Here is a 17,332-nt window from a genome sequence, read left to right as displayed (position 1 = left end):
GCGTATTGATGTAGCAAAGGAAATTCTTGTGGGTTCTGTGGTAGTCAGTATTTTTCATGTCATTGTGACGTTGCACTTGCAGGGCTAACCGATGAGCCAACGACTCCGCGTTGCCATTATTGAAGACAATGCCACAGCCCGGGCAACGATCCGCAGTCATTTAATTGTATTGGGTAATCTGGAGGTAAGTAGTTTCAGTACCGGTACAGAACTGAAAAATGCGCTGAAGAAACAAAATTTCGAATTACTTATTTTTGATTTTCATCTGGGTCAAAGACGCAATGGCGTGGAGTGGGTTCAGATACTTCGGCAATCCGAATTTATCCAACCTAGTACTGGCATAGTCTTTATCACAGCAGATCGCCTGCCACAAACCATCGGCCAAATTATCGATACGCATCCGGATCTGTTACTGCTTAAACCTTATACCATTAACGCCCTGCACCGTGGAATTAATCACTACCTGGAGTACCGTAAATTTGCTGCAACGGCCTTGCGCTATATGGATGAAGGCAATATTGCAGCAGCCATTACTACGCTGGAAAAGCATAACGGCACTCCCCTGCCGCCTCGGGTGGCGACGGATTTGGATAAACTCCGTGCGCGGTTGCTTTTACAAAAAGGAGATTATGCCGCAGCACTCACCATTTATGAGGCGACCCTCGCTCAGTCAAACAAGGTATTGTGGGCGCAATGGGGCAAACTAAAATGCCATTATCAGACGGGTGACTGGTCGGCGTGTCATGCCAGTCTGGACGATATGCTGGAGACCCTACTTACCCGTGATAAGGCATTTGAATGGCTTGCCTGCTTGTCGTTCGAGCAAGCGGCATATGAAAAAGCAGAGTACTTTTTAGATCACATTCAGGACAGCGAGTTAAGTTTGCCTGCTACGCGGTTAAAAACCATGACGTACCAGAAGCAAAATCGCATTATAGAAAGTATTGATTTACTGCAAAAGAAACGGGAATACAACCGCTCAACGAAAGAACGCTTTGATGAATTTACGTTTGAACTGGCTGAGTTTTACCTGAGTATTGCCCAGCAGAGTCCCTATAATCATCGCGAAGAAAGCCTGAGTCAGGCGCGAAAACTTATGGGCGTTGCCGCGCGCAGTCAATCTGATTTACAAGTGCAACAACGCCATGATTACTTGTTGGCTTACAGTTACGTAATGGAAAATCAATTAGGTAAAGCGCAAGAAATTGTTGGTCGCGAGCACATGAATGCCTATCAACGCAGCTCCGCCAATACGTTAATCATTGCCGCTCGTGTTGCCAGCTCTTTAGGTGACGAAAAACGCGCGATCCAGATGCTGGAATTGGCCAGAGGTAAAACCGAACTTGGTGAAATGCCCGCAGAACAACAAACACTACAAACCCGAATGCTCACTGCCGAGCAGGACACTGGGTTAGCAGCTAAACGGGCAGAACATTACAACGAATTGGGACAGCAACTGTTTGTGAAAAAGCAGCATGTAGAGGCTATGGCAGCGTTTTACCGCGCATTACAATTAACCCCTGACGAACCGGCATTTCTATTGAACATGCTGCAAACCATGTTAATTCATGGTGCAAACAGCTACCGCGCACTCACCCTTACCGAGTTAGTAAAAAGTGTGCTGGCACAGTCGCTGTCTGCCAATAATCAACGCCGTTATGCGCAGTTGCTACAGCAATATCCGCAAATCACGGATGCGCTAACAGAGCCGCCTCTATTTAACGCCGGTGAGCCGGGTTAACAGGCTGGACGTATCCCAGCGGCTACCACCTGATTTCTGTACATCGGCATAGTACTGATCAACCAGTGCGGTAAGGGCCAATGTTGACCCATTGCGGCGAGCCTCTTCCAGCGCAATGGCTAAGTCCTTGCGCATCCAGTCGACCGCGAAACCAAACGAATATTCACCTTTGATCATGGTGCTGGCGCGATTTTCCATTTGCCAGGATTGTGCGGCGCCCTTGCTGATCACGTCAATCACTGCTTGGCAGTCCATGTTCGCTTGTTTGCCAAAATGAATAGCTTCAGCCAAGCCCTGCACAATGCCGGCAATACAAATCTGATTCATCATTTTAGCTAACTGACCGCTACCGTGTTCACCCAGTAACTGGCTGTGTCGGGCATAGGCATCCATAACAGGTTGCGCTTTGGCAAATGCACTTTGCTCGCCACCAACCATTATAGTTAACTGGCCATTTTCGGCTCCGGCTTGCCCGCCAGATACCGGTGCATCCAGAAAGCTCACGCCTTTCTTTGCGCAGGCTGCGGCTAATTCTCGTGCTAATTGCGCCGACGCTGTTGTGTGATCAACTAACAACGCCCCTGCTTTACAATGCTGTAACGCGCCGTGTTCACCGGTAATGACTTCGCGCACGTCGTCATCGTTACCCACACATACAAAAATTATCTCGGCGTTTTTCGCCGCGTCTGCTGGGGTAAGTGCAATGTCGCCACCATACGTTTGCTGCCATGCCTTGGCCTTGGCAGCAGTGCGATTGTAAACACATACCGAATGACCCGCACGTTGAAGATGACCAGCCATGGGATATCCCATAACACCCAGTCCAATAAAACTCACCTGCATGAATAGAAGTCCTGTTTGCATAAACTGCCGATAGTCTATCACGGTATTGCGCTGGATCATTGCTGGATTGGTTAATCTGCTGGCAATAGCATTTTCTGCCGATTACACTGGCTTTTCTCATCGCATATGCAGACGCCCAAGGAGGATTGGCATGCAATCTACCCCCAGAATAGCCATGTTTAGCACCCAGGCTTACGACAAGCAGTCGTTCTCTTCGCATCCATTGTATTCGCAAATCTCACTAAGCAGTTTTGATACACCGCTTTCTGCCAAAACGGCGTCACTTTGTCAGGGTTTCGATACGGTGTGCGCGTTTGTAAACGACAAACTGGACGCTGAAATATTACGTACACTTCACGATGCCGGTGTTAAACACATTGCGATGCGCTGCGCGGGTTACAATAACGTAGATATCGACTGCGCAAGTGAACTGGGACTGGCTGTATCACGGGTACCCGCCTATTCACCAGAAGCCGTGGCAGAACATGCGCTGGCACTGATCATGACGCTTAATCGCAAAACCCATAAAGCCTATAACCGCGTTCGCGATGGGAATTTTGATTTAAATGGTTTGTTGGGTTTTACATTGCACGACAAAACCATTGGCGTGGTAGGTACCGGACACATAGGCGCAGCATTGGTGCGTCTGTTAACCGGTTTTGGCTGCAACATTCTATGCTATGACCCCTACCCCAATGAGGCGTTAACCGCACTTGGCGCACAGTATACCAACTTAACCACCCTGTTCAGCACCAGTCATATTATTAGTTTGCATTGCCCGTTAAATGAACAAAGTCATCACCTGATAAATGAAAATTCACTCGCTTCCATGCGGGATGGCGTGATGTTGATCAACACATCCAGAGGCGGATTGATTGATACCCGCGCCGTCATTAACGCCCTTAAATCACACAAGTTGGGATATTTGGGACTGGATGTGTACGAAATGGAATCAGAACTGTTCTTTCGCGACCATTCCAGTGAGATCATTCAGGATGACGTATTTGAACGCCTGGCATCGTTTCACAACGTATTAATAACCGGTCATCAGGGCTTTTTTACCATTGAGGCACTTAATCAGATTGCCGAGGTCACGCTGGAGAACATGATTGGCTACAACAATCAATTTGCCACGCCCTTTGCCAATGGTGCAGAGCCAAAGAGCCGGTTTCTGGTGCTGCCCTGATCAGGGTTTGTTTAAGTGCAGCCACAAATGATAGTACTTTCCTAACCATTTGAATGGGGTATGTTGATTGTACTTTCGCTCCAGCGCTAACAGAGCCTCGTAGTCGCTGGAGGCGACTTGTTTATCGCGCAGGTAGTCGTGAAAACAACGTATACCGCGCGATGCCAACACCTCAAACCCGAGGGATTCAACCCATTCGGTAACCGTTGGCACCGACAGTGGCTGTTGTGGATTCAGGCGGACCTGGTTTTTCACTTTCATGCCGCGGGCAATGTAATCAAAATTACCGTAAACCGCATTGCCAAACAGCGCCGCATCCTTGTTAAAAAAGGTCAGGCTCAACAGGCTGCCCGGGCGCATATGCGTTGCCATATGCGCTAATGCAGCCCTGGGATCAGCCAACCACTCCAATACGGCATGACACAACACCACATCGTACTCAGCGAGGTTCGTAATACTTTGCAAATCAGCTTGATAACGGGTTACCGAATCAGGCACGTCTGCCAGCGCCAGAATATCTGACGATACGTCGGTTAACGTTACCGCATGCCCTTTGTTGGCCAGATAAGCAGACATTACGCCTGTGCCGCCGCCCAGTTCAATGATATTTAGCGGTTTGTCAGGCAGCAGCTCGTCGAGCGCATCACATAACAGCTGATGACGCAGCGCGCCTTTGGTGGTGCCGTAAATATTTTTGGCAAACTTGCCAGCAATACCGTCAAAAGAGTGATCCTGCACGATGGGTCCTAGGCTGGATTGTCAATATCGACAAAGTCGACGTGTAAACCAAACTCTGAGGCAAGATGCTCGCCCAACGCTTTAATACCGTAGCGCTCGGTTGCATGATGACCTGCGGCAATAAAGCCAATGTTCATTTCCCGGGCTATATGGATGGTTTGTTCTGACACTTCACCGGTAATAAATACCTGGGCACCAGCCATTGCTGCCTGCTCGATAAAACTTTGTCCGCCACCAGTACACCAGGCAATACGCGTTATCTCGTGCTGAGCAGCAGCTTCCGTTGCTACGCAGGTTCTGCCCAGTGCTTGTTCCAACGTGCCAATTAAGCCTTCGAATGTGGTATTCACTTTGCCCTGCATTACCACGCCGTTTGGATCTACACCGGGTAGTGCCGAGATGTCGTTGCAGCCCATCAGGGCACCCAATTGCGCGTTATTGCCCCACACAGGATGCACATCAACAGGCAGGTGATAGGCAATTAAGTTGATATTGTGCTGAATCAGACTACCTATACGACGGCGTTTCATACCGGTTAAGGTTGGCTCTTCACCCTTCCAGAAATAGCCATGGTGAACCAAAACGGTATCAGCACCTTTTTCGATGGCGACATCGATGAGGCGCTGCGAGGCCGTAACACCCGTTACGATATGCTGAACGGTATCGCTCCCTTCAACCTGTAAACCATTCGGGCAATAGTCTTTTATGAGTCGGGTTTTTAATTCATCATCGAGGTAGCTGATTAGCTGTTGGCGTTGCATAGTGTTATCTCTCCCGGGGATACGCTTCAGCACTAATCCCTTGCGCCACAAAAGGGACTAAATGGGCAATCACATCCTGGATTTCGATGTCTTGCTGGTAGTCAGCTTTTGCAATGTCTTTTAATGCCTGACTGGACGCCATGGAGAACACAAAACTTCCAATAGCAAAATGCAAACGCCAGAACAATTCATCCGCCGGTATAGCCGGCAAGGCAAAACGCAACATGCTCAACAAGTTTTCAATCGTCTTTCCGTAATTACCCAAAATGAACTTGCGCAAATGCCCCTGTGATTCGGTGTAGCCTTTGCCCAACAATTGCACGAATATTTCGGTGCCATTTGGCTGCACGGCGTTAAGGTGCAGGAGCGGTAACGCCAATCCTTGTAACACCTGATCGACGCCTTTTCGCCCTTGCGACGGAATTACTTTCGACAGCATTTCGTCGACTTCTGGCATGAGCACATCAAAATACCGCTTCAATACCGCCTGAATTAAGTTCTTTTTACTACCAAAGTGATAGTTCACCGACGCCAGATTAACATTAGCCCTGGCGGTGATTTCGCGCATTGATGTCTGCCCGTAGCCTTGTTCGGCAAACAAGGCTTCCGCTGCATTAATAATTCGCGCTTTGGTCTGCTTGCTCATGTATTACCGCTTAAACCACGCTGGCAGAGTATTTACAACGCGCATTAGTGCTCGCTCTGCACCCTGCGCAAAAGACATTCCCAGCTTTTCCGCTACGTTTTTCTTCACCGCGTACTTCACTGAAAAAATGTCACGATCCGGGAATAGACTCATTATGTAATCGTCCGACGTACTGATTTTATCAATTAATCCCAGTGCCAGTGCTTGCGATCCGTACCAGTATTCACCGGTTGCCACTTTTTCTATGTCCAGTTCGCTACGGTTTTCGCTTACCCAGTTTTTAAACATATCGTGAACGGCCTCCAATTCCTGCTGAAATTTTTCACGGCCTTCATCGGTGTTTTCACCAAACACGGTTAAGGTGCGCTTATACTCACCTGCAGTATGTTGTTCAAACTCGATATCATTCTTTTTTAATAACTTGTGGAAGTTTGGCAATTGAGCCAATACCCCAATTGAACCAATAATGGCAAACTGACTGGCCAACAGTTTGTCTGCCACACAGGCCATCATGTATCCGCCACTTGCTGCCACCTTATCTACCGCTACGGTAAGTGGCAGGCCTTTGTCTTTGATCCGCTTCAATTGCGCAGCTGCTAGACCGTAGCCGTGAACCACACCACCACCGCTTTCAATTTTTACCAGTACTTCATCCTGCTTTTCAGCAATGCACAGTACGGCCGTCACTTCTTCGCGTAAGCGCTCTACTTCGTGAGCATCCATTGAACCTTTGAAATCGATCACATAAAGGCGACCAGACTGATTGTCTTTTTCTGCTTTAGTCTGTTTCTGTTGTTGCTTTTGCGACTTTGCCAGTTTTTTCAGGCTGGCTTTATCCAGTATTACCTGACGCGCATAGTCGGTAATGTCTTTGAGCTGATCAGAAATCGACGTAATTTCTAAATGCCCTTTACCTTGCTTTTGTTTAGATGCGATTCCGGCAATAGCAGCCAGTACCAGCACAAAAGCGGCTACCAACGTAACGGCTTTGGCCAGAAATAATCCGTATTCGTATAAAAATTCCACAAATGCCTCTATTTTCATTCTGTTGCGTGAGCTTATCAGGCAAATAATACCAGTGATTATGAACCCTGACGACAATCTGTGTATCAAAAAATAAGGCCAGCAAGTGCTGGCCTTATTTCACATCAATGGATTATCGATTAATTCGCAATAACACTTGTATCAGTTACCGGAATTGCCATGGCTTCTGACTTAATAAAACCAGATACCTGCAGTTGCATTTCACGGGTAACCGCTGCACTTGCTGCAGGGCTCAGGCTTGACGCATGAGCACCGCTGTTAAAGCGCACCTGACCACTCACCGTACCAGAATCAGAGGAAACCGTTGAGGTTACCTGATCCAGGCCAATCATCGCCGCCATTGGGTTCTGACCTGACAACGGCAGTGATGTTACAACCGGGTTAACCTGATCTGGCAGGTTGTCGCCACCGTCGCCAACTACTGTCATGAAATGAACAGGCGTATTACTGCCCAGAATTTCAGCGTAAGCAGTTGGATCTGCGGCATCCAGAATTGACTGAGCGGCAAATCCAAACTCAGCAAAAATGCTGTTCACTTCTGCCAGTTGTGCTGACGTTAACGCTGCAAAGAAATTCTTCGCTGCATCACGCAATTGCGCTTCAGTTGGGCTGTCACCGTAATACTCAGCTACAAAGCCAGCAAAGTCTTCTGATGTCTGGAGCATCAGTAACGCTTTGATAAGCGGGCCAAAATCAGGCGACTCTAACAGGAAGTTACCAATACCACTGGCTGGCGACTCCAGAGACGCCGCTTTAATTGCAAACATGTTATCCAGTAACGCATTACCCAGCGTACTGTTAGCCATGGCTGAGAAGTTTGCACCGGTAATGGCACCCAGTGATACCCCCATCATTGATACTTTTGAGGTATCGATGTCAACATTGCCCGACGTAGACATATCTACAATGGCATTGATACCCAAGCGCAGACCGAGTAAATCGGCAACGCTTTGACGCAGGTTGTCACGCGCAGTAGGCAATGAAGCCAGGTTCATGTAATGCGTAGGCGATACCGTGCTGGCATTGATGTCATCGGTGCCATCCATGTTCACGTCAAATCCACGACTACCATGCAATGGGTGGTCAATCGCAATAGTCGCTACACCGTGTAAAGACAAGGTGCCACTGATTGCCATCATTTGCTCTTTAGTACCAGTAATACCGTGCACCAGAATCGCAACCGGCCAGCCTGCTGCTGGTTTGGTAATTGGGTAACCCAGTGCAGTAGCAACCACTGGATCAGGAACAGTTACCTGCACTTCCAGGCTGTTTTCCGCAATGGTAGCCTGAGGAATTGGACTGAAGCGGGTTAGATTGCGCTTGGTGTCGATCTTCTCGCCATTCACACGCAAATCCGCCAATCCTACACTGCTACACAAAGCGTAGTTTGGTCCTGGCGTAGCAACGGCTTTAACTGCATCTGACAGACCTGCCAGGATAATGCCGCTATCACAAGCCGCGTGCCAGAAATCATTTACCGGCGCCATTGGGTTAGTGAGAGACGGTACGCCCAGATAATACGGCAGGCTAATAGTACCGCTATAACGCTCGGCAGCACAGAAAGCGCCAACCCGAGGCAGAATATTGGACGCCAGACCAGCGGCTACCGTGTTCATTGGACCCCAGTAAGCACTTAACTGACCAGAGGCAGTGCCCAAAAGGCCATCACAGGTTTGTAACAATGAAAAATCAGTGGCATCAATGGCGGCCTGAATTTGTGCAGACTGACCAGACTTGGCTAACTCAACGGCGCCAGCCAGCGTAGTATCACTCACCAGATTCAACGCTTCCATCGCGTTGTCGGCACCAGTTGCATCCTGCACAATAATAGCAGGTAGCGCGGAACCCACGGTTGATGGGTCGGTTTGTAGCGCTGTTACCACATCAGCAATGAGTAACTTTTTGATTGTGCTAAGCACATCGGTAGTAGATTGCGTGGTAAAAGCAGACACATAAGTAATTTCTTCGCGATCATACCCGGCACCTAATAGCGGAGTGATGTAAGAGTTTACGATAGTTTGTAACTGCAACTGAGACGAAGAAGACAGCGGCATAGTGTTGATGTCCTGGCGCACCAGATCCCAGGTAGTAGAACCCTGTACTGATTTACCCGACGTATCTTTTAAACCGGTTGTCATTACCAGCATGTGCCCTGTCGCCGGTTTTAGTGGCTTCAATGGAACTACGCTGATGGTGCTGCCGTTCACCAAGGATAAAACATAATCCACACCGTAGGTTAGCTGGTCGCCCAGTTTACAACCAGAGGACGGAATAGCCGAAGACGCACAATCCGGATCGCTTTGGTTCAAACCCAGTGTTGCTTCGTACAGATGTACACCAGCCGACAGTGTGCTGGCATCCAGCGACTCGCCTGGTGCAGTTTGTACGCTGATAGTAAATGGATGTTGAATAGACCAGCCGTCTAACACGTTTAGTGCATTTTGCGGATCACCGAAGTCAGTAGGATCGTCTACAGGAATGTTAAGAGTGTAATCAAAGAAACCATCAGCACCAGGAAGCATGAGAAGGTCGTTTGGCACATTCAGATTGCCATTAGCCGGGTCAAAGACTACGCGTGAGTAGGGGGTGACTTCATCTGTACTACCATTGATGTTATCAATTGTCGTTCCACCGCCGCAGCCCGTTAACCCCAGTGCCAAGGCCACACTGGTGCTAAGAATTAGTTTTTTCATTATTTCTCCCTACAAAACGGATTATTGTTATCCTGGCAATCGCGCGTTTAATTAGTACTACTAAGGCCTAATACCTTGATCATAGTCTAAAAATCAAACATGTACGACCAGTTGTTATTGACCATATTATTTTCTTTATCGAAATATTGCAAAATTTTGTTAACTTTTTGTAAGGTAATATTCTACCTGACTGATTTTTCGCATATTTTAAGGGTTCTTCTATACAACACAACAAGTATTGGTTTACTTGATTCAGGATATTTGTATCATCTCCTGCAATTTACTGGTCCGAATCCGGGTAAGCAACGGCTTAACCTTTCAAGCAAGTTTAGCAGGTATCTAAATTTATGAATGATTATCACGCACCTAAAGATCTTCTTAATAAAAAAGTCATCCTGATCACGGGTGCAGGTGACGGTATTGGCAAGCAAGCTGCCCTCACCTATTCACAATACGGCGCAACCTGTATTTTACTGGGTAAAACCGTAAGCAAACTGGAATCGGTTTACGATGAAATTGTTGCCAACGGCGGTGCCGAGCCCGCTATAGTGCCACTCGACCTGCAAGGCGCTACGCCCGAGCATTACGCTGGAATGGCGCGTACCATTGGCGATCAGTTTGGCAAACTCGATGGCGTACTGCTGAACGCCGGTGCACTTGGGCATCTGAGTCGCTTTGCGGATATTTCGCCTGAAGAGTGGCAAAAAGTGATGCAGATTAACCTCAATAGCAGCGTTTACATGATGCAGGCGTTACTACCGGTACTGGCTCATGCTGAACAAGCCTCGGTTATTCTTACCAGTTCTTCTGTGGGTAAAAAAGGCCGTGCGTTTTGGGGTACCTATGCCGTATCTAAGTTTGCAACCGAGGGACTCATGCAGGTGTTAGCAGACGAGTATAAAAACAGCAGCATTCGATTTAATTGCATTAATCCGGGCGCAACCCGCACCGCGATGCGCGCCTCGGCGTTTCCGGCAGAACAACCAGAAACATTGAAAACGCCGGAAGAAATCATGCCCCTGTACCTGTACTTAATGGGCAACGACAGCCTGTCGATAAACGGCCAATCATTAGATTGCCAACCGAAATAAGACGTATTGTTTCGTTACACAGAAAAAGAAAAAGCCACCTATCGGTGGCTTTTCAATTTAAGGGCAAATCCGTTGTTACTAGTCGTCGTTATTGGCAAACGTATCACGTAACCCAACAGTTTGATTGAAAACCCGTTGTGATTCTGTGCTGTCTTTGTCTAAACAGAAATAACCAGTACGCTCAAACTGCCACGCGCCAATCTCAGGCACGCGAGATGCCAGGCCAGGCTCGGCCCAGCCCTGTTTTACCTGTAAACTGTCTGTGTTGATAGCTTCAACAAATGACTCTTCGGCAGCTGGGTTGGGTACGGTAAACAGGCGGTCGTACAAACGGAATTGCGCCGCTTCGCCAGTTGCTACATCAACCCAATGAATCACGCCTTTTACCTTGCGGCCGTCAGCCGGATCCTTTCCTAACGTATCAGCATCATAAGTACAGTAAACTGTAGTCACATTGCCCTGCTCGTCTTTTTCCACCCGATTGGCTTTCACCACGTAGGCATTGCGCAGGCGTACTTCTTTATCCAGTACCAGACGCTTGAATTTCTTATTGGCAGATTCACGGAAGTCTTCTGCCTCAATCCACACTTCACGACCAAAGGTCAATTCACGGCTACCCATTGATTCATCGCTCGGATGATTAGGGGCAATCAGGGTTTCCTGCTCACCTTGCGGATAATTTTCAATCACCAGTTTAATGGGGTCTAACACGGCCATAGCGCGCGGCGCGTTCACGTTCAAATCATCGCGAATACAGGCTTCCAGCATGCCCATTTCAACCATGTTGTCCATTTTGGTCACACCAATACGCTTACAGAATTCGCGCACCGATGCAGGCGTGTATCCTCGGCGACGTAAACCGGCAATCGTCGGCATCCGAGGGTCGTCCCAACCTGTTACATGCTTTTCATCCACCAGTTGTATTAAACGGCGTTTACTCAGCACTGTGTATTCCAGATTTAAACGCGAAAACTCATACTGACGGGGTACACAGTCGATGGTGATGTTTTCGATTACCCAGTCGTATAAGCGGCGATTGTCCTGGAACTCCAGAGTACACAGTGAATGGGTGATCCCTTCAATGGCGTCTGAAATACAGTGGGTAAAATCATACATTGGGTACACGCACCACTGCTCACCGGTTTGATGATGATGGGCAAACTTAATGCGGTATATGACCGGATCGCGCATACACATAAAAGGCGAAGCCATATCAATTTTCGCGCGCAGACAGCAATGACCTTCCTGGTATTCACCTGCGGTCATCTTCGCAAATTCGGCCAGATTGGTTTCAACACTGGTATCCCGGTACGGGCTGTTTTTACCTGGCTCAGTTAACGTACCGCGCATTTCACGCATCGCATCCTGAGTACTGAAATCCACATACGCCAGCCCTTTGCCGATTAACTCTATTGCGTAGCCGTGCAAGCGGTCAAAGTAATCTGAAGAATAACGTGCATCGCCATCCCACTGAAAGCCAAGCCAGCGCACGTCTTCCTGAATAGAGTTTACAAATTCGATGTCTTCTTTTGCCGGGTTGGTATCATCAAAGCGCAGATTACAGGTACCCTGATAATCTTGGGCAATACCAAAGTTCAGGCAGATAGACTTTGCATGACCTATATGAAGAAAACCGTTAGGCTCTGGTGGAAAGCGCGTTTTAACGGTTGAGTGCAGCCCACTCGCAAGGTCTTTATCGATGATTTGGCGGATAAAATTGGTCGGACGGTGTTCAGTCTCGGCCATTCGCGATGCCCCTTATTTTATTATTTAATGACTGTCGGTTACGTGATGTCGACTTGTTTTGTATTTATCGACGAATATTCACGCCGTATGCTGGCGAGTATATCATTGCTTTATGGTGTCAAACCACGTTTATTATTGTTCACGTGTAAAGCCAATTTCCCATTGTAATGATTTCATCTATACTGCCAGTGAATGTGTTCAGCCCTGACCTGAGATTTGGTATCGGGCTATGAATTCTCACGGTTTTCGTCAACAATAAATTACTCTAAAGCATGAAAAACAAAGCCACTTCTTTTGATATTGCTCACATGGCTGGCGTGTCGCAGTCTACGGTGTCCCGGGCGTTAAATGACAGCCCGCTGGTGAATATTGAGACCCGCAAAAAAGTGCAGGAAATTGCGCAGCAGCTCAACTACAAAGTGGATAAAAATGCCAGTAACCTGCGTCGTCAGCGCAGTAGCACTATTGCTTTGCTGCTGTTTGAAGATCCTACCTCTGACGACTCCATGATCAACCCGTTTTTTCTTTCTATGCTGGGCAGTATTACCAAAGCCTGTGCCAGCAGAGGCTATGATTTACTGGTGTCATTCCAGAATCTGGAGAGTGACTGGCACGCCGAATTTGAAGATTCACACAAAGCCGATGGCATTATTTTGCTTGGATATGGAGATTACCGTTCTTACGAAAGCAAACTCGCTCAATTACAGGAACAAGGCACCCACATTATGCGCTGGGGAGCCCCTGTTGCTGAGTATCCGGGGATTTCTATTGGCTGCGATAATTTTCAGGGTGGCAAAGACGTTACTGAACATTTGTTGTCTTTGCGCCAGGGCCGTTATGCATTTATTGGTGATGTTGGTGAGAAAGCGCCAGAGTTTCAGGGCCGTTATGACGGCTATCTGGCCGCAATTGAGCAACACAATGGGCAATCTCAGGCTTGTATTCAGCTTGATGCTATCTCTGCTGAATCAGCGGGTATAGAAGCAGCAACACAGCTTCTTAATAGTGGCGCGCCATTACCTGATGCCATAGTATGCGCAGCCGATATCATTGCCGTAGGTGTGCTCAAAACCTTAAAAGCGGCAGGTATCCAGGTGCCAGCTGATGTTGCTGTGGTAGGATTCGATAACATCCAGTTATCTGCCTTTACCACACCCAGTCTCACCACTGTTCAGCAAAACACAATACAGGCAGGTGAAGCATTGGTAGAAAACCTGTTGCGAGCAATTGATGGCGAACAGACCACTGATTACCTCATGCCAGCCACACTGATTGTGAGGCAGTCCTGTGGACAGGAAAACGCCTGAGAAAAATCGCGGTCTTCCCTTTTAAAGATGACCGCGCCGTACTTTCAGGCTTTCTTTAATCTAGAATTTACTGACGAGCCATTTGTTCTAACAGCACCTGCGTGAACGCATTACTTGTAACAGGTCCGTTTTTAACAAATACCCGCACACCGTGCGCAGGAACAGTGGCAGAAAGCGCACCATTACTCACCAGCACTGATGACCCTGTTATGCGTTCCTGCCATTCGCCGCTATCCACAAAGGTGTCGGCTTGCATTTGCATAGGCATGTCACTCTTATTCAGCATAACCAGCGCGGTTTGTTGCGCAGCACTGTCTTGTACTACCCTGAAGAATACGGCTTCATGACCTGACAACGTCAGGTTGTATTGCAAACCACGCTGCAACGCAGGTGATTGTTGACGAACCAACGCAATGCGCGACAGATTTTCCCGAATGTTATGGTTGCGAGCGTTTTCAAGCCGCTCCTGACCGATGTAGTTACGGTTGCCCACATGCTCAGAGGTACCACGCATGTACCCAAACTCAGATCCCTGATACACCACAGGTATGCCCCGCGCGGTGAATAACCAGTTGTGGGCATCAATAAACCCCTCGTCACTGGCATTCATTCTGGCCATATCGTGATTGTCGTAAAACGTGGTGAGTTCATAGGGGTTATGGTATGGCCCGTGGGTAAGATACAAGGTATCAGCCAGCGCGGCATAATCGCTATCCGCTTGCTCAAATACCGACACCATGGCCTTTTGCATCGGAAAATCCAGTACCGAAATGCCGCCATTTTTAGGCTGAGTATGCTGGGCTATAAAATTTGCATCGTACTGAAAACTCTCGCCAAACATATAAAAACCCGGGTGTTCTGCGCGGATCCGGTCTGACATAGTGCGCCAGAAGTCGTGGGAAACATGGCGAATTGTATCGATTCTGAATGCATCGGCCCCCTGCTCAATCCAGTATAAATAACTATTGATCAGGTACGCCTGAACCGCGGGATTGTGCTCGTCAAGATTCGACAGTTTCACTAAATCCGGGTAGGGATGAAAGAAGCTGTGCAATGGCTCATTCTGCGGGTCGAGTGATTCCGGCGGCAAATTCATGTGGTCTGCCACCAACTTGCCATCCATGTCGTAAATTTCACCATAACCAGGCTGATCTACAGGCATTGTCCAGCTGGGCGTACCGTGATTAGCTACAATGTCAAATACGACTTTCATGCCGGCATCATGCAATGCAGTAGTAAAATCGGATACCGAGAGGTCTTCACTCACTAAGTGCTCATCAGCTTTGTAGAAATTCGTTGCCCAGTAGCCGTGATAACCAGACTTCCCGCCATCTTTAAACATACCGCCATACGTAATCGGCTCATCACCAGTAAAACCCTGATCCGGGTTATCCAGTACCGGTGTGATCCAAATGGCAGTGAAACCCATCTCCTTTATGTAATCCAGATTCTGTAAAATCCCCTTAAAATCACCGCCCATATAGCCGGCATTGGCAAATTTTCCGTCTGGTCCTTCAAGTCGTAGCGACCAGCTGGGATGCGCTCCGCCCTGCTGTTCGTAATTATTATTCGGGTCGCCATCCACAAACCGATCGGTCATCACAAAATAAACCGCTTCTTTGGTAAAGGGCTCTTGAGTGCCGTATATCGACACGGGTGCCGTTACCGATGACGTTGACTGGCACCCTGACAACATAACCGCACCGGCGATCGCGCCAAGGGAAAATAACTTACGCATGAGAGGTTCCTTGTTCTGCTACCGGTACAGATTCTTTTACAAAGTACACAGCCACCGCGCCTGCCAGCATAGAGCCGCCAGCCACCATAATGATGTAAATAGCTTCATTGGCAAATACGTTACTTAATATCCAACCCGCACTCACACCCGCAATAATTTGCGGCATGGCCACGGTATAGTTAAATATGCCCATGTAAACACCCGTTTGTCTGGCTGGCAAACTGCCCGCCAACATAGCGTAAGGCATGGCCAGAATGGCTGCCCAGGCAATTCCTACCCCAATCATAGGGATGAGCAGATTCACGGCACCCATAGGCACTGTGACTTCTGTGATAAGCAAATTAACGGTAACCTGATTGAGGTCCTGGAACAGGCTAAAACTCAGATAACCTAAACCACCGGCAGCTAACGATAAGCTATACACCAGCTTGCGACCAAAACGGTCGGCCAGCCCGGCCAGTACGATGGAAAAGAGAGCGGCAAATACCGAATATCCGGCAAACAGGATCCCCACCCAGTCACCTGCTGCACCTTTGGCATCGGCAATATGCTGTGGGATGGATTCCATCGAAGCAAGGTAGGCTGGGTCAAACCACATTTTATCAACAGCCCAAATGTGTTGCGTAATAGCTGGCGTGGTATAAACCCACATAATGTAAAGGGAGAACCATGAGAAAAATTGTACAACTGCCAGTTGCTTCATCGTGCCTGGCATGTTGGTAACCAACTTGAAGAAATTCGCCAGGCGTTCACCCAGTGGCGCTTTGTTTGGCAGAGTATCTTCCGCTTGCAAACCTTTATATCGCGCATAATCCTCTGGTGCATATTCTTTAGTTCGAAGCACCGTCCATAATACCGAACCCAACAGTACAGTCGCCCCCAGGTAAAAAGCCCAGACAACGGAAGGCGCTACCTCTCCTGCTTTTGACGTATTTTCCAATCCAATTACATTGGTGAGTACAAACGGCAAAATAGAACCAATCACCGCACCTATGTTAATCAGCAGCGATTGAATTGAATATCCGGCATTGCGCTGGCCAGTGGGTACCATGTCAGACACCAGGGATCTGAATGGCTGGAAACACACGTTAAAACTGGCATCCATCAGTGCCAGCATCATTGCACCAAACAACATGGGTGCCATAATTGCCACGAACAAGGGTGCGTTTGGCATAAGCAGCATGCCAATTGCCGCGGCAATGGCACCAGCCAGTATAAACGGCCTGCGTCGGCCAAGCCGCCCCCAGGTGCGATCCGACGCTGCGCCCACCCAGGGTTGAACAATCAAACCCATTATGGGTGCCACCAGCCAGTATAATGACAAGGAGTGTAAATCTGCCCCCAAATCCGAGAGGATCCGGCTTACGTTTGCGTTTTGTAATGCAAAACCAAACTGAACACCTAAGAAACCAAAACTCACATTCCATATTTGCCAAAACGATAAATTTGGCTGCTGATGTGTCGATGTAGAACTGCTCATATAGCACACTCTTATTCTATTGAAGGAAACCCACCGCGAAGTCGACTATTGTGGGTCTGGCAACTGCTAGCTAACCGATGGCTAACCTGCCTGAACTGTTAAAATATCGTTAATTGTAGCCGACCATACTAGCCGCTGAAGTATTATTTACCAATAGCGTGCATACGTATTCATATTGAGCCGCCGCGGCAATTGTTAACAGAATTTGTTGTTCGTCATTCCTCATATGTCCCCTTCAACTGCCGATTTTGGCAAGAACGAATAAACGCTAACAATAACGGTGCATAAATTGCTTTACTACCCTATTGATTTCGCGGT

The 17,332-nt window shown here is 48.1% G+C and carries 13 protein-coding genes; 4 read left to right on the top strand and 9 right to left on the bottom strand.

Features of this window, described 5'->3' with window-relative positions; genetic code table 11:
* The first annotated feature begins 91 nt into the window (after positions 1–91).
* Positions 92–1,741 carry a response regulator gene (locus FJ444_RS05635; RefSeq protein ID WP_140956935.1) on the top strand — a complete coding sequence of 550 codons (1,650 nt, stop codon included), beginning with the start codon at positions 92–94 and terminating at the stop codon, positions 1,739–1,741.
* Here FJ444_RS05635 and FJ444_RS05630 read toward each other — a convergent pair.
* Positions 1,715–2,644 carry an NAD(P)-dependent oxidoreductase gene (locus FJ444_RS05630; protein ID WP_140956934.1) on the bottom strand — a complete coding sequence of 310 codons (930 nt, stop codon included), beginning with the start codon at positions 2,642–2,644 and terminating at the stop codon, positions 1,715–1,717. The genes FJ444_RS05635 and FJ444_RS05630 overlap by 27 nt on opposite strands.
* A gap of 91 nt (positions 2,645–2,735) precedes the next feature.
* On the opposite strand from FJ444_RS05630, the gene FJ444_RS05625 reads away from it, so the two are divergent.
* Positions 2,736–3,770 carry a 2-hydroxyacid dehydrogenase gene (locus tag FJ444_RS05625; RefSeq protein ID WP_140956933.1) on the top strand — a complete coding sequence of 345 codons (1,035 nt, stop codon included), beginning with the start codon at positions 2,736–2,738 and terminating at the stop codon, positions 3,768–3,770.
* Here FJ444_RS05625 and FJ444_RS05620 read toward each other — a convergent pair whose 3' ends face one another.
* The 5 genes from FJ444_RS05620 to FJ444_RS05600 all read right to left on the bottom strand — a co-directional run bounded on the left by FJ444_RS05620 (position 3,771) and on the right by FJ444_RS05600 (position 9,652).
* Entirely contained in the window at positions 3,771–4,508 is a 738-nt protein-coding gene (locus tag FJ444_RS05620) for a methyltransferase domain-containing protein (RefSeq protein WP_255439041.1), read from the bottom strand.
* Positions 4,509–4,516: 8 nt separating this feature from the next.
* Positions 4,517–5,269 carry a Nif3-like dinuclear metal center hexameric protein gene (locus FJ444_RS05615; RefSeq protein ID WP_140956931.1) on the bottom strand — a complete coding sequence of 251 codons (753 nt, stop codon included), beginning with the start codon at positions 5,267–5,269 and terminating at the stop codon, positions 4,517–4,519.
* 4 nt (positions 5,270–5,273) lie between these two features.
* A complete protein-coding gene (locus FJ444_RS05610; RefSeq protein ID WP_140956930.1) occupies positions 5,274–5,915 on the bottom strand; it encodes a TetR/AcrR family transcriptional regulator in 642 nt (213 codons plus the stop codon).
* Positions 5,916–5,918: 3 nt separating this feature from the next.
* Positions 5,919–6,941 carry a protease SohB gene (gene sohB / locus FJ444_RS05605; RefSeq protein ID WP_140957000.1) on the bottom strand — a complete coding sequence of 341 codons (1,023 nt, stop codon included), beginning with the start codon at positions 6,939–6,941 and terminating at the stop codon, positions 5,919–5,921.
* Between the two features lie 137 nt (positions 6,942–7,078).
* Positions 7,079–9,652, bottom strand: coding sequence for a VolA/Pla-1 family phospholipase (locus FJ444_RS05600; RefSeq protein WP_140956929.1), 2,574 nt, complete (start codon positions 9,650–9,652; stop codon positions 7,079–7,081).
* Positions 9,653–9,999: 347 nt separating this feature from the next.
* Here FJ444_RS05600 and FJ444_RS05595 point away from each other — a divergent pair, with 347 nt between their 5' ends.
* Entirely contained in the window at positions 10,000–10,743 is a 744-nt protein-coding gene (locus tag FJ444_RS05595; protein WP_140956928.1) for a YciK family oxidoreductase, read from the top strand.
* Between the two features lie 78 nt (positions 10,744–10,821).
* Here the strand turns inward: FJ444_RS05595 and glnS are convergent, their stop codons facing one another.
* Positions 10,822–12,489 (bottom strand): glutamine--tRNA ligase, encoded by a 1,668-nt coding sequence (glnS, locus tag FJ444_RS05590; RefSeq protein ID WP_140956927.1) that lies wholly within the window; start codon positions 12,487–12,489, stop codon positions 10,822–10,824.
* A 272-nt stretch (positions 12,490–12,761) separates the two neighbouring features.
* Here glnS and FJ444_RS05585 point away from each other — a divergent pair, with 272 nt between their 5' ends.
* The gene (locus FJ444_RS05585; RefSeq protein WP_140956926.1) at positions 12,762–13,796 is read left to right on the top strand and encodes a LacI family DNA-binding transcriptional regulator; all 1,035 of its coding nucleotides are present in this window, start codon (positions 12,762–12,764) and stop codon (positions 13,794–13,796) included.
* Between the two features lie 67 nt (positions 13,797–13,863).
* Here the strand turns inward: FJ444_RS05585 and FJ444_RS05580 are convergent, their stop codons facing one another.
* Both FJ444_RS05580 and FJ444_RS05575 read right to left on the bottom strand, forming a co-directional pair.
* Positions 13,864–15,534 (bottom strand): alpha-amylase family glycosyl hydrolase, encoded by a 1,671-nt coding sequence (locus FJ444_RS05580; RefSeq protein WP_140956925.1) that lies wholly within the window; start codon positions 15,532–15,534, stop codon positions 13,864–13,866.
* The gene (locus FJ444_RS05575) at positions 15,527–17,014 is read right to left on the bottom strand and encodes an MFS transporter (RefSeq protein WP_140956924.1); all 1,488 of its coding nucleotides are present in this window, start codon (positions 17,012–17,014) and stop codon (positions 15,527–15,529) included. Before FJ444_RS05575 ends, FJ444_RS05580 begins: the two co-directional genes overlap by 8 nt.
* Positions 17,015–17,332 lie beyond the last annotated feature (318 nt).

This window comes from Aestuariibacter sp. GS-14 (genome assembly GCF_006494365.1).
GTDB classification, from domain to species: domain Bacteria; phylum Pseudomonadota; class Gammaproteobacteria; order Enterobacterales; family Alteromonadaceae; genus Alteromonas; species Alteromonas mangrovi.
The sequence above is the reverse complement of the archived record's forward strand: the minus strand, read 5'-3'. Positions and strand labels throughout refer to the sequence as shown.